We start from the raw sequence: 13,934 nt of genomic DNA, 5'->3' as shown, positions 1-13,934 counted from the left end.
ACGCGAACTTTGTCAGGCGAGCCTCACGGTGGCCCGCCTGTCAAAGCATAGCTATTCGCTCAGGGTTTGCCGGGTTGTGACGCCTGCGTTCGTCCGCTTTCCCAACCGCCGCCCAAGGCCAGGAACAGATCGATCTGGCTCATGGCAACTTGCGTGTTGGCTGCCGCCAGCTGCGCGCGCACATCGGTGTAGGTGCGGGTGGCCTGCAGGTCGGCCAGGAACGAGGCACGGCCGGCCTGGAAGAAGCGGTGCGTCTGCTGCGAAGCTTCCTTGGCGGACGCACCGGCATCGGCCAGGGCGTCGCGGCGTTGCAGTTGTGCGGTGTACTGCGCAAGGCCGGTCTGGGTTTCACGGATAGCATTGAGCACCACGCCGTCAAAGTGCGCCAGGGCGCCCTGGGTCGCGGCTTCGGCTTCGTGGATACGTGCACGCGCGCCGTTGGTCGGCACCGTCCAGCTGATCAGCGGGCCAAAACCCCAGCGATTGGTGGCAGGGGTGCCGAGGTCGTCAAGAATGCCGACCGTGCCCACCGTGGCGCCGATGCTGATGTCCGGGTACAACGCGCCGGTGGCCACGCCGATACGCGCGGTGGCCGCCGCCAGTTGGCGTTCGGCCTGGCGCACGTCGGGGCGGCGCTTGAGCAGCGCAGCGCCGTCGCCCACCGGCAGCAATTGGGCGATATGCGGCAGCTCGGCGCAGGTGCCGGTGCCCGCGGGCAACTGGTCCACCGGTTTGGCCAGCAGCATCGACAAACGGAACAAGCCTGCCTGACGCGATGCTTGATAGCGCGGGATCTCGGCGCGCAAGGATTTGTATTGGGTCTGCGAGCGGGTCACCTGGGTTTCGTCACCGCGCCCGGCGTCGCGCAGGCGCTGGGTGAGCTTGGTGCTCTGGCCTTGCAGGTCGAGGGACTCGTTGGCAATCGCCAGCTCTTCATTGGCCGCACAGACCTGGGTGTAGGAGCGCACCACATCGGCCACCAGCGTAATGCGCGCAATATCGGCGGCGGCCTGGGCCGCGTCGGCGCTGGCGTGAGCGCTTTCGATGCCACGCTGCAAAGTGCCGAACAGGTCAAACTGGTAGGACGTGCTGATGCTGGCGCTGCCGATGTTGGCCACCGGGACTTTTTCCGTCAGCAAAAACGCTTCGCCCGACTCCTGCAGGCGCTGGGCTTCAGCCTTGGCGCCGGCACTCCAGCCGCCTGCAGATTCAGCTTCCTGGGTCTGGAACCGCGCGCGCTGCAGGTTGGCGGCAGCCACGCGCAAATCGGTGTTGGAGGCCATGGCCTGGCGCACCAGTTCATCCAGGCGCGGGTCGTTGTAGAGCTTCCACCAATCGGCCGGCACCGGCGCCGACACCACGTTGTTGCCCTCGCCCGCAAGCTGCCCTTGCAGGTCGCCACGGTTGATGGCGGACGTTTCCGGCAGTGTGTAATCCGGGCCTACCGCCTGGCAGGCCGACAGCAGCAAACCCAGCGCAGCGGTTGCCAGCAGCTGCTTCATGGTTGCTCTCCGTCTTTGACCTTATCGCCGATGATCGACACCGTAGCCGTGCGCCCGGCGATCATGCGGAAATCCGCCGGCACGTCGTCAAAGGCAATGCGCACCGGAATCCGCTGAGCCAGGCGCACCCAGCTGAACGCCGGGTTGACGTTGGGCAGCAGGTTGGAACCGCTGGTGCGGTCGCGGTCTTCGATACCGGCGACGATGCTCTGCACATGCCCGCGCAGACGGGCGTTGTCGCCGATCACGCGAATGTCCACAGCCATGCCGACATGGATGCCGTCGAGCTTGGTCTCTTCAAAGTAACCGTCGATGTGGAAGGAATTGCTGTCCACCACCGACAGCACCGGGCGCCCGGCGGTGACGAACTCCTGGTTGCGCGGTGCACGGTCGTTGACGTAGCCGTCCACGGGGCTGCGGATCACCGATCGGTCGAGGTTGAGCTGTGCGGCGTCCACGGTCACTTGGGCTTCGGCCAGGGCCGATTGGGCACGGGCTACCCGCGACTGGCTTTCTTCCAGTTGTTCGCTCGGCACCAGGTTGCCCAGGCCACGGTTACGCTTGTACTCGCGGTTGGCCTGGGCCAGGGTTTCCTGGCGGTCGGCCACAGCGGCCTGGGCTTGGCGCAGGGCCAGCTTGAAGCGGTCCTGGTCGACGGCGAACAGCACCTGGCCCTTGGTCACCAACTGGTTGTCGCGCACGTCGACTTGCTGGATCAGCCCGGACACGTCCGGGGCGATCTGCACGATGTCGGCACGGATATGCCCGTCACGGGTCCAGGGTGCAAACATGTAGTACATGACCATGCGCCACACAACGACGACAGCGAAGGTCACTATCAATAACGTCAGGACGACACGGCCGATGGTCAAAAAAGGTTTTTTCATGTCATGAGGTATCGACTGAGTGAGTCCACAGCGCCCAGTAACAGCGCGTAGAGCCCCACATTGAACAATGCCCGGTGCCAGACCAGGCGATAGAAGTGAATGCGCGTCAACAGCCCGTGCACCACCAGAAACAACACATACGTAATGCCCATCAGCACCAGCAGCGTGGGCAGGAACACCCCGCTGATATCCAGATCACCGATCATAAAGGCGCACCATCAGGTAACGGCGCTTCCCGCTCGGTGCCGTCGATAAATTCCACGCCCGGCAGCAACGACAGGCGCAGGCCGGCCAGTGCATGCAGCAGATGCAGGCGGGTGTCTTCTTCGTCTTGCCTGCCCTGGCCGTTGAGGGCGCGGCGGGTGCGGTCGAGGGTCATCAGCAGACCACTGGGCGCGGGCAAGCGTTCACCCGCCTTGAGGCAGGCCTTGAAGTAACCGCCCACGCCTTCGACCACCTGGTTAAGCAACACCCGTGGCACGCCGTAGATGCGTGGCGAGTAGGCCAGCAGGTCGAGCAGGTTAAGCGCCACACGCAAGTCGCGCAGGGCGCTGCCGGTGTCCTGGCCGATCAGGGCCAGGCGCGGCAGGTGCTGCATAAGGCGATCGAGCATTTGCACGGCCATGTGCCGGTGTTCGGCCAGGGTCGCAGGCTCGGTGAGCGTGACGATGTCGCGCCAACTGAAGCGGGTCAGGCGTTTGGCCGCCAATTCAGCGCCGAAAGGCCGCGCGATCAGCGTCCACACAAAGGCGAACAGCAAGCCCACCGGCCCGGCCAGGTTGACGTTGGCGAAGTTGAGGAAGTCCGCGTCGTAGGCGCCCTGGATGCTGATAAACGACGAGGTGTTCACCAGTGTCAGCAACATGCCGAGGTAGAAACGCGGCTGCACCGTGAGGGTGCCGATGCAGATAAACGGCACGGCAAACGCCAACACCAGCATCGGGAAGTCATGCAGATTGGGCAGCACCAGAAACAGGTACAGGCTGGCGAACAGCACCGACATCGCGGTCCAGAAAAAGAACCGGTAGATCTGCGGCGCGGGGTCGTCCATGGAGGCAAAAAAGCTGCACGCCACAGCGGCGAGGATCACCGCGCTGCCGCCGTCGGTCCAGCCCAGCAGAATCCACAGCACCGAGGCGACAATGATCGCGGTAACGGTGGAAAACGCCGAGTAGAACATCAGCCCACGGTCGAGGAACGGCGTGAGCCGGCCCAGGCGCCAGTGGCGGTACACGGCGCGCCAGGTGTCCTGGCTTTCGCACTGGATGGCGGCTTGCAGGCTGCGGCAGTCTTGCCACAGGTCTACCCACTCGCCGAGGCGATACAAGGCATTGGAGAACAGCAGCGTGTGGCGGTCGTCCAGCGCTTCGCCCTGGGGTTGCGCGGCGTCGATCTTGTCGCGCAACACGCGCCAGCGTTCCAGCGGCGCCTCTTCGGTGGTGCTCGCCAGCCAGGCGTCGGCTTCGTGCAGCAACGGCGTGAGCCGGTCGAGAAACTCCGGGGCGCGGTGTTCGATGGCGTAGATCGCGTCGTCCAGGGCGTCGATCACCGGCAGCAGGTGAATCATGCGCCCGCGCAGTTCCTTGGTGTTGCGCACCGTCTGCGGCCGTGCGCCTTCGTGGGGCAACTGGCCGATCATCAGTTCCAGGGTGTTGAAGGTGGCGACCATGCCGCCGCGCAAGGTGCTGATTTGGTCGGGCGCAACGTTGCGGGTCAGAAAGCGCTGGCTGTAGACCTGAGCGTCGGCAAACCACTTGGCCACCGAGCCGTCGAACACCGGCATCAGGCGCCGCGGCCAGAACATCGCGCCCACAACGGCCGCAACGGCAATGCCGAGGAAGATTTCTTCGGTACGCGCCTCGGCCACGTCCCACACGGCCAGCGGGTTATCCACCACCGGCAAGGCGATCAGCGGCAAGGTGTAGCCGGCCAGCATCAGCGCGTAGCTGTTGGCGGTACGCAGGTGCAAAGACAAAAACAACAAGGTGCCGGTCCACAGCGCAATGATCACCACCAGCAGGTACGGCGTCTGAATAAACATCGGCACAAAAAACACCGCCGCCGCCGCGCCCATGAAGGTGCCGATGGCGCGGTACAACGCCTTGGAGCTGGTGGGGCCGACAAATGGGCTGGAGACGATATACACCGTGGCCATCGCCCAGTACGGACGCGGCATTTGCATGAGCATGGCGATGTACAGGGCGATCATCGACGCCGCAAAGGTGCGCACGCCGTAGAACCAGTCGCGGGCCGGCGGCATGCCGGTAAAAAATCCGTTCAAGAGGTCGCCTCAGCCGCCTCGAAGGCGCGCAGTACACGCAACGCCGCTTCAAGGTCACCGTGGGCGATGTCGGCCAACACTTCCTGGCGCAGGCGCACCAGTTGCACCTCCACCGCCTGCACCAGCTCACGGCCGCGCTCGGTAAGGCTCAAGGCCTTGGCGCGACGGTCATGGACGTCTTCGGTGCGACACACGTAACCGTCATGGCACAGACGGTCGAGCAGGCGCACCAACGACGGGCTTTCCATGCCGGATGCCTGGGCCACTTTCACCTGGTGCACACCGTCGCCCAAGCGGCCGATCATCAACAGCGGCACGGCGCAGGCTTCGGAAATGCCATAGCTCACCAGCGTGGTCTGGCAGATTTTGCGCCAGTTACGGGCGCCCACCACCATGCTGCTGCTGAGGTTCATCTGGAGTTGTTCGAGGGTTTGGGACACTGGATTGTTCGCATACAGTTAGTTTGCTAACTATCAATATGGTGGATGGATCCAAAGCCGTCAAGTTTTGAAACACTTTTATGGATGGGTGGTGGGAGGTAAAGGTAAGTAAAGCGGGTTTGAGCGCGAACGTTAGATTTGCGGCAGAACAAAACACCTGTGGGAGCTGGCTTGCCTGCGATAGCGGTGGATCAGTCGAGGTCGATGTTGACTGAACTATCGCCATCGCAGCGATGCGGCGACCCGACAAGCCAGCTCCCACATTTTTTACACCCCGCGCCCTTCCCGCAGTAACAGATTCAGCTCATCCACCACCTCAGCCCAATCCGCATCGTCGAGAATTTCTTCGCGCAGAAACGCCTTCTGGCCGGGCGTCCAAAAGAACGCATCCGCGAGATGTAATTCGGGCTTCAGCGGCGAATGCACCGCCACAAACCGCTCAATACTTACCGGGTCATGCGGCAGGCCGAGCTGTTTGAACAGTGACGGCAAGCTATGCACAGGCGATTCCATGGCAGGCTCCTTGGAAGGTGGTTTTTCTGAGTCTAGCCTGGCCCGGTTACTTGACGACGGCGCGCGGCACCGGCGGGCTGATGTTACCCGCAGCCCACGCCGACTCGCGGCTGGCCAAGGCGGTGGCAATGGCTTGCACGCGGTCCGAATCCAGTTGCTCGGGCAACGGGTCAAGCCCGGCGCTGGCGAAGATCTGGCCGTAGGCGTTGCGCAGGTCGGCGTAGGCCAGGTCGCGGCGCAGGTCGGCTTGCAGGGTATTGAGTTCGCCCTGGATCAGGTCGAGTTCGCCCAGGCCAGCCGCTTCGTGGCGGTTGCGCAGTTGGGTGAGGATTTGCCCGTCGATGTTGGCCAACTGGTCGTTGGTCTTGAACTGGCGCACGGCGTCCTGGTAGTTGGCGTTGGCCACGTAGATTTGCGCCAATACGGCGATGGACATCGCCTGACGCCGGGCGGTGGCGACTTCTTCACCGGCCTTGGCGACGTCGATGGCAGCGGGCGCGGAAATCACGTTGAACAGATTCCAGGTGATCTTGGCGCCGTAATCGGCCCAGCGGTTGTCGGTGAGGAACGAGTTGCTGTCGTAATGCCCACCGGCCGAGAACTCCAGCCCGGGCAGCAGGCGCAGCATGGCTTTGCGGGTTTCGGCGGCGCTGATACGGGTCTGGTAGTCCTGCTCGCGCAGTTCGGGGCGGTTGGCCAAGGCTTCCTGCTCCAGGCTTGCCAGGTTGACCTTCAGCTCAGGCACGCTGTAGTTATCCGGCGTGGCCAGCTTGAGGTCGGTGCCCATGGGCAGGTTGATCAAGGTGGCCAGTTCGGTCTTGGCCAGGGACAACGCGCGGCGCTGCTCCTGCAATTGGCGCGTGGCTTCGATCAGCGAACGTTGATAGCCGAGGGCCTGCACCGGGTCGCCGATGCGTTGTTCGCTCATGCTCTGGCTGTTGCTCTGGGCCTGGTCGACGCGGGCCATCAGGCTGTCGATCTGGCCCAGCAAACGCTCGGCCGCCACGGCGCGCCAATACGCAGAGCGCACGTCCTGGACGATGGTGTTGATCACCTTGCGCCGGCGCTCCTGGATGATCAGGCGCTGGTCGCCCTGCTGCTTGGCGCTGATGTAGCTGACGCCGAAGTCGAGGACGTTCCACACCATGGTCAAATCGGCCACGCGGCGGTCGCGGTCCTGGGAGGTCGAGGGTTCCAGGGACTGGGTGCCGGTGAGCACGCTCTGGCTGCTGGAGGCGTTGGTGTTGTTGCGCCCGGCGTAGCCTGCCGACAGCGCCATGCGCGGCAGCATGTCAAAACTCGAGAGGTCCGACTGGCGTTTGGCCAGGGCCTCTTCCATCACTTTCAAACGGCCTTCGAGGTTGTATTTCACTGCACGGGCCATGGCCTGGTGCAGCGTCAACGGGCCACTTAACGGCTCCTGGTCCTTGTACATGCCTTGCAGATCGCTGCGAGCTCGCTGCTCGCTGACACTGCGCTCAATCGGCTCACTGGTGACCGCGCAACCGCTGATCGCCAGCGCCAGCAAGCTGGCGCCGAACAACTTATGACCTGTTTTCATCCGTGGACTGCCCCTGTTCCTGCGCCTTGATTAAGTGTGTTCAAGCCTGCATTTCGCTGATGCCGACTTGTTGCAGTGCGTGCGCCAGGTCGATCACCTGGCGTTGTTCGGTGTCTTTGATCTGCTGCAATTGCTGACCGAGGGTTGGCGCGCCAAAGACGCCGCGCAGCCCATGGGCCGGGTCGCCCTGGCCTTTGACCGATTGGCTGTCGAACGCCTTGAGAGCGCTGTCGTCTGCGCCGGTTTCACGGTTGAACAGGCTCGACAAGGTGCTGGAACCAAACACTCCGCCATCGCCGCCGCCAAAGCCCAGGAAACCTTTGCCGGAACCGTCGCCGACGTTGTCGTTGCTGGTGAACACCTGCGCGATAAAGCTCGGGCTGGTGGCGCCGTTGTTGATGAAGATGTCGCCCAGCGGGCGCATGCCGTCGCCCAGTACGCGCGGCTCAAACAGCGGCGCGAACGTCAGCGGTGAGCCGAGGTTGCCGGTGGGTGGGGTGAAGATGCCCGGTTGCAGCGGCAGGTACGTCGTGCCGATCACCGGCCTGGCAACGCCGCCGGTCAAGGTCAGCGGATCAGCGGTGACCGTGACACTGTTGATGGCATAGGCATTGGACTGGCTGATGCCTTCGCCGGCGTTACCGGCCAGGTCGCGGATCGTGCTGTTGTCAACGCTGATGACGTTGCTGCTGTTGTTGACGTTGTTGTTCGGCGTCAGGGTCGCAGTCCAGTAGTAGCCGCCCTCGCCGCTTTGCAGGTTGGACAGGCTGCCGTTCTGCACCTTCAGGCTGGACAGGTCGAAGCCGCGCACGGGCTCGCTGAACCAGATAAACACCTGGGTGCCCTGCCCGGCCTTGAGCTGGGTATCCGATACCTCGATGTACACCTGCGGGCCTTGGGTATCGACGGCAAAATAGCTCGAGTAGGCATACGTGCTGGCTGACGAGTTGCCTGCCGCATCCATTATCCCTTTGCCATCCAGTACTACCGTGTCATACCCGTTCTGCAGATGATCTTTAGGCGTCAGCGTGGCGGTCCAGGTGATGCCGCCATCGACACTTTTCAGGTTGTTCAACACGCCGCTGGCGACACTCAGGTTGTCCAATTTCAAGCCCGACACCGCCTCGTTGAAGGTGATCGTGACGTTGGCCGTTTCGCCGCCGGCCAGCTCGGCCTTGTCGACCACAATCGTGGCAGTGGCCGGGCGGGTATCGATCGCGTAGGTGTTCGACGTACTGGTCCCCAGGCCCGCGTTGCCGCTGAGGTCATGCACCTGGGTATTGTCCAGGCTCACCACGTTGCGGGTGTCTTCGATGTAGCGCTGCGGCGTGAGCGTAGCGGTCCAGGTGATGCCGCCGTCCACGCTTTTCAGGCCGCTGAGCCAGGCGTTCTGCGCCTGTGGGCTGTTGTAGAACTCAACGGCTTCACTGAAGATAATGGTCACGGTGGCCTTCTCGCTGCCGCCCAGGCTGGTCTTGTCGACCACAATGGTGGAGGTCGGGCGTTGGGTATCGACCGTGTAGTTGCGCGAAGTGGTGATACCTGCACCGGTGCTGCCGCCGTAGTAGGTCACGCCGGCGTTGTTGAGCCGCACCACGTTTTGGGCACTGGTGGTATTGGCGAAGGGCGTCAGTGTTGCCTGCCAGCTGATACCACCATCACTGGTGTGCAGGTTGGACAGCACGCCGTTGTCGGCGCTGAGGTCGCTCAGGTCAAAGTTGGTTACAGCCTTGTTGAAGTAGATGGAAACGGTGCTCGATCCGCCGACCGCCAAACGCTCGGAGCTCAGGTAGACATTGGAACTGAGCGGCGCGTGATCAACCGTGTAGGCGATCATTGAGCTGGTATCGAACGAATAGTTGGTGTTGCCGGCCAAGTCCTTGACGTAAGCCAGGGACAAACCAATGAGGTAGCTGCCCGAGGAACCCGCGCCCGGCGTCGGCGTCAGTGTCGCCTGCCAGGTCACGCCGCCGTCGAGGCTGTAGAACGGACTCAATGTGGCCGCTTGCAAATTGAGAATGGCGCGGTTGTCAAAGCCGGTGACTGGCTCGGAAAAGGTCACGGTGACGGTGGCGGTCTCGCCCGGTTCCAGCAACTTGTCGGACAGCGTCCAGGTAAACGTGGGTATAACCGTATCGACGGCAAACACCGGCGACACCGCGTTCACAATGCCTCTATTGCCGGCGGCGTTTTGAACGCTGCTGGTGTCCAGGGTGATCACATTGTTGGTGGCCGTCACGTTTGCATTCGGCGTGAATACTGCGGTGTAAAGCGTGTCGCTGTAACGGGTAAATTGGCTGAAAGTGCCATTCGGAGCCTGCAGACTGCTGAGGTTGAAGCCCTGCACCGCCTCGGAGAAACGCACCGTTACGATCTGTATTTCGTCCTTACCGATGACCGTATCGTAGATCTCGAGGGTCGCGGTAGGGTGTGAGGTCTGGATGTTGAACGTATTGGAGCTGGTCCAACCCGAACCGTCGTTGCCTGCAAGATCCTTCACACCGTGGTTGTTCAGCGTAATGACATTGCTGCTGGCCTGAATGCCATCGATGGGTGTAAATACCCCAGTCCAGGTGCGCCCGCCATCGCTGGACGTCATTGTGCTGAGGCTGCCGTTGCCCACCATCAGGTCACTGTTGTTGAACCCCGTCACCGGCTCCGAAAAAGTCACGGTTACGAGGCTGGTGCCACCGGCAGTCAGGAGCGGGTTGGCAATCACGATGGTGGCAGTCGGCGGCTGGGTGTCGATGCTGTAAGTGTTGGAGTCTGTGGTACCCGTGCCCGCGTTGCCCGTCAGGTCGTTGACACCGGTGTTATTCAACGTGATCAGGTCGCGGGTGGCCGTGATACCGGCAGCCGGTGTGAACATTGCGGTCCAGGTGATACCGCCATCGCTGCTGCTTACCGCGCTCAAGGTGCCGTTGGCGATGGTCAGGTCCGCGTTGGTAAAGCCTGTGACCGCCTCGGAGAACGTCACCGTTACCTGAGTCGACTGGCCGACGGCAAGCGTCGGTTGGGCGACCACGACAGTGGCGGTTGGGCGCTGGGTATCAATCGCGTAGTTGTTGGAGCCGGTGGTACCTGCACCGGCATTACCCGAAACGTTTTGTACGCCGCGGTTATCCAGCGTGATCAGGTTGGTGCTGTCGGTGATGTTGCTGGTCGGGGTGAGGCTTGCCGTCCAGGTGATACCGCCATCGCTACTGCTGACGGCGCTCAAGGTACCGTTGGCAATGGTCAGGTCGGCGTTGGTGAAACCGCTCACCGCTTCGCTGAAGGTGATGGTCACCAGGGATGTCTCGCCGGCTTTGAGGACGTTATCGGCAACCACGATGCTGGCGGTCGGCAACACCGTATCGATGGTGTAGTTGCCGGAGTTGGTGGTGCCGGTGCCGACGTTACCGGCAATATCGCTGACGCCACTGTTGTTCAAGGTGATCAGGTTTGTGGCGTCCCGAACGCCGACCGTCGGCGTGAAGGTCGCGGTCCAGGTGATGCCGCCATCGCTGCTGCTGACTGCACTCAAAGTACCGTTGGCGACGCTCAGGTCGCTGTTGTCGAAACCCGTCACCGCTTCGGAGAAGGTCACCGTAACCAAGGTGGTTTCGCCGGCGCTCAAGGACGGGTCGGCAATCACGATGGTCGCGGTGGGCCGCTGGCTGTCGATTGCATAGTTGTTGGAGTCGGTGGTGCCGCTGCCGGCGTTGCCCGCCTGGTCAGCAATGCCGGTGTTGTCCAGGGTGATCAGGTTGGTGCTGTCGGTGACGTTGCTGGTCGGCGTAAAGGTCGCGGTCCACGTAAGGCCGCCATCGCTGCTGCTCACCGCGCTCAGGGTGCCGTTGGCGATGGTCAGGTCGGCGTTGGTGAAACCAGTGACCGCCTCGGAGAAGGTGATAATCACCTGTGACGTCTCGCCAATCGCCAATGCGCTGTCGGCCACCGCGATAGTGGCCGTGGGTCGCTGGGTATCGATCGCGTAATTATTGGAGTGGGTGGTGCCGACGCCAGTGTTACCCGAACCGTTTTGTACGCCGCTGCTGTCCAGCGTGATCAGGTTGGCGGTGTCGGTGATGGCATTGGTCGGTGTCAGCGTCGCGGTCCAGGTAATACCGCCGTCAGCACTGCTCACCGCCGATAAGGTGCCATTGGCGATGGTCAGGTCGGCGTTGGTGAAACCGGTAACCGCTTCGGAGAAGGTGATGGTCACCAGCGAGGTCTCGCCGATGGTCAGCGCGTTGTCTGCGACCACGATGGTTGCAGTCGGGGCCCTGGTATCGATTACGTAGTTGCCGGAGTTGGATGTGCCAAAACCACCGTTACCTGCCAAGTCACTCACGCCGGTGTTCTGCAGCGTAATGATATTGGTGGTGCTGCGCATATTCGCCGTTGGCGTGAAGGTCGCGGTCCAGGTGATGCCACCATCGGCGCTGCTGACCGCGCTCAAGGTGCCGTTGGCAATGGTCAGGTCGGCGTTGGTGAACCCAGTGACCGCTTCGGAAAAGGTAATGGTCACCAACGAGGTTTCGCCCGCGCTCAGCGTCGGGTCGGCCAAAATAATGCTCGCGGTCGGGCGTTGGGTATCGATGGCGTAATTGTTGGAATCGGTCGTGCCGCTGCCGGCGTTGCCAGCCTGGTCAGCAATGCCGGTGTTGTCCAGAGTGATGAGGTTGGTGCTGTCGGTGATGTTGCTGTCTGGCGTAAAGGTCGCGGTCCAGGTAACGCCGCCGTCGGCGCTGCTCACAGCGGTCAAGGTGCCATTGGCGATGGTCAGGTCGGCGTTGGTGAGGCCGGTGACTGCTTCGCTGAAGGTGATGGTCACCAGCGAGGTACCGCCGATTGTCAGCGCGGGGTCGGCCAGCACAATCGTTGCCGTTGGCCGTTGTGTGTCGACCGCAAAGTTATTGGAGGTGGTGCTGCCGGTGCCGGTGTTGCCGGCCCCGTCGCTGACGCCGGTGTTATCCAGGGTGATCAGGTTGGTGGTGTCGGTGATGTTGCTGGTCGGCGTGAAGGTCGCGGTCCAGGTGATGCCTCCGTTGCCGCTGCTGACGGCGGTCAAGGTGCCGTTGGCAACAGTCAGGTCGGCGTTGGTGAAACCGGTGACCGCTTCGGAGAAGGTGATGGTCACCAGCGAGGTCTCACCGAGCTTCAATGCGTTGTCGGCGACCACGATGGTTGCGGTCGGCCGCTGCGTGTCGATGACGTAGTTGTTGGAGTCGGTGGTGCCGGTGCCCGCATTGCTGGCCGCGTCGCTGACGCCGTTGTTGGCCAGGGTGATCACGTTGGTGGTGTCGGTGATGCCGGCGGCGGCCGCGAGTGTGCCGGTCCAGGTCACACCGCCATCGCCGCTGCTGAGCCCACTGACGGTGCCGTTGGCAACGGTCAAATCAGCCGAGGTAAGGCCGGTGACGGCCTCGCTGAAGGTGATGGTCACCAGGGAGGTTCCGCCGATGTTCAGCGTGGTAGTGTCCACCACGATACTGGCGGTCGGCCGCAGCGTATCGATGCCATAGGTATTGGAGGTGGTCGTGCCGCTGCCTGCGTTGGTTGCAACGTCGGTATAGAGGGCGTTGTCCAGCGTCACCACATTGCCACTGCTGGTGTTGCCGGCGTTCGGCGTCAGGGTGGCGGTCCAGTGAATATTGTCGCTGGTGGCCAGGTTGCTCAGGGTGCCGTTGGTGGCCGACATATCAGTCAAGCTGAAACCGGACACGGCTTCGCTGAAGGTAATATTGACTGTCGAGTTGACCGTGGTGCTCAGCGTAGGCGCAACCACCGCGATGGTTGCGGTCGGCCGCGTGGTGTCAACGCTGTAGTTGTTGGACGAGGTGGTGCCAGCGCCCGCCGTACCTGTTGCCACACTGTTGACGCCGGTGTTGTCGAGGACGATTTGGTTGGTGGCGCTGGTGACGTTGGTGCTGGGTGTAAAGGTCGCTGTGTAGGTAATACCGCCGTCGCTGGTACTGACCGGGCCCAGGGTACCGTTGGCCACGGTCAGGTCGGCATTGGTAAAGCCGGTCACCGCCTGGTTGAAGGTAATGGTCACCAGTGAGGTGCTGCCGATGTGCTGGGCGGCGCTGCCGACCACGATGGTGGCGGTCGGTGCCGGGTTGTAGGCGGTGTTCGCCGTACCGCCAATGTCGTTGTACAGGCCGTTGACTGCTGTCGGTTTATTACCGGCCGTGGCGGCGGTGGAAAAGCCACCGTTGCCGCTGGCACCGGTGTTGGCCGAACCGCCCAGTGCCGCGAAGTTGCTCACTGTGATCAATACCGTGCCTTTGTTCCAGATGGCACCGACACCCAGGCCACCGTCACCGCCGTTCAGCGTGATGCCGCTGCCAGCCGCCGAACCGCCGCCACCACCGCCGCCAGCACCGATGTTACCGGTAATCGAGCTGGTGCCAACGACAGTCAAGGTAGCGCCGCTGGCGTTATAGATACCGCCAGCCGCTGCGCCGCCCTTGCCACCGGTCGCACTCCAGCCGGAGCCGCCGCCACCACCGCCGATCGACAAGGCGCCGGATGCCGCCGTGCCGCCAGACGCACCGTTGGTATAGCCGTAAATGCCCGTCGAGCCGGCACCGCCGGTGCTTGTACCGCCTTTACCGCCCATGGTGCGGTAACCGCCGCCTGCACCGCCCTGGTTGGCGGTACCCGCGGTGCCGGCGTAGATACCACCTGCGAGGCTGGCAATACCACCATGCCCGCCGGTGCCACCGCCCACCGCGCCACCACCGCCACCCCCACCGCCGA

At 62.8% G+C, this 13,934-nt stretch carries 8 protein-coding genes; all 8 read right to left on the bottom strand.

The genetic code is table 11. The features are described from left to right. Nucleotides 1-59 precede the first annotated feature (59 nt). A complete protein-coding gene (locus AOA59_RS00380) occupies nt 60-1,502 on the bottom strand; it encodes an efflux transporter outer membrane subunit (RefSeq protein WP_065911323.1) in 1,443 nt (480 codons plus the stop codon). Continuing rightward, nucleotides 1,499-2,389, bottom strand: coding sequence for an efflux RND transporter periplasmic adaptor subunit (locus AOA59_RS00375; RefSeq protein WP_056858099.1), 891 nt, complete (start codon nt 2,387-2,389; stop codon nt 1,499-1,501). Before AOA59_RS00375 ends, AOA59_RS00380 begins: the two co-directional genes overlap by 4 nt. After that, the gene (locus AOA59_RS00370; protein WP_016969155.1) at nt 2,386-2,595 is read right to left on the bottom strand and encodes a DUF1656 domain-containing protein; all 210 of its coding nucleotides are present in this window, start codon (nt 2,593-2,595) and stop codon (nt 2,386-2,388) included. The genes AOA59_RS00375 and AOA59_RS00370 overlap by 4 nt, the downstream gene beginning before the upstream one ends. Further along, nucleotides 2,592-4,670 carry an FUSC family protein gene (locus tag AOA59_RS00365; RefSeq protein WP_099485439.1) on the bottom strand — a complete coding sequence of 693 codons (2,079 nt, stop codon included), beginning with the start codon at nt 4,668-4,670 and terminating at the stop codon, nt 2,592-2,594. Before AOA59_RS00365 ends, AOA59_RS00370 begins: the two co-directional genes overlap by 4 nt. Continuing rightward, nucleotides 4,667-5,083, bottom strand: coding sequence for a MarR family winged helix-turn-helix transcriptional regulator (locus AOA59_RS00360; protein ID WP_056858097.1), 417 nt, complete (start codon nt 5,081-5,083; stop codon nt 4,667-4,669). The genes AOA59_RS00365 and AOA59_RS00360 overlap by 4 nt, the downstream gene beginning before the upstream one ends. 294 nt (nt 5,084-5,377) lie before the next feature. Then, complete coding sequence (locus AOA59_RS00355; RefSeq protein WP_017136600.1) at nt 5,378-5,623, bottom strand: DUF2789 domain-containing protein; 246 nt, start codon at nt 5,621-5,623, stop codon at nt 5,378-5,380. Nucleotides 5,624-5,669: 46 nt separating this feature from the next. Then, nucleotides 5,670-7,184, bottom strand: a complete 1,515-nt coding sequence (locus AOA59_RS00350) for a TolC family protein (protein ID WP_099485437.1) — start codon at nt 7,182-7,184, stop codon at nt 5,670-5,672. Nucleotides 7,185-7,224: 40 nt separating this feature from the next. Continuing rightward, nucleotides 7,225-13,934, bottom strand: a 6,710-nt coding sequence (locus AOA59_RS00345; protein WP_256592988.1) for an Ig-like domain-containing protein, incomplete at its 5' end; no start/stop codon positions are given.

The organism is Pseudomonas sp. 2822-15, from assembly GCF_002742515.1.
GTDB lineage: Bacteria > Pseudomonadota > Gammaproteobacteria > Pseudomonadales > Pseudomonadaceae > Aquipseudomonas > Aquipseudomonas salomonii.
This window is presented reverse-complemented; position numbering and strand designations above follow the sequence as displayed.

Bases quoted from the DNA above. Each gene is read 5' to 3' on its own strand.
- AOA59_RS00355 (WP_017136600.1), bottom strand. From the start codon at position 5,623: ATGGAATCGCCTGTGCATAGCTTGCCGTCACTGTTCAAACAGCTCGGC.
- AOA59_RS00375 (WP_056858099.1), bottom strand. From the start codon at position 2,389: ATGAAAAAACCTTTTTTGACCATCGGCCGTGTCGTCCTGACGTTATTG.
- AOA59_RS00370 (WP_016969155.1), bottom strand. From the start codon at position 2,595: ATGATCGGTGATCTGGATATCAGCGGGGTGTTCCTGCCCACGCTGCTG.
- AOA59_RS00350 (WP_099485437.1), bottom strand. From the start codon at position 7,184: ATGAAAACAGGTCATAAGTTGTTCGGCGCCAGCTTGCTGGCGCTGGCG.
- AOA59_RS00380 (WP_065911323.1), bottom strand. From the start codon at position 1,502: ATGAAGCAGCTGCTGGCAACCGCTGCGCTGGGTTTGCTGCTGTCGGCC.
- AOA59_RS00360 (WP_056858097.1), bottom strand. From the start codon at position 5,083: ATGAACCTCAGCAGCAGCATGGTGGTGGGCGCCCGTAACTGGCGCAAA.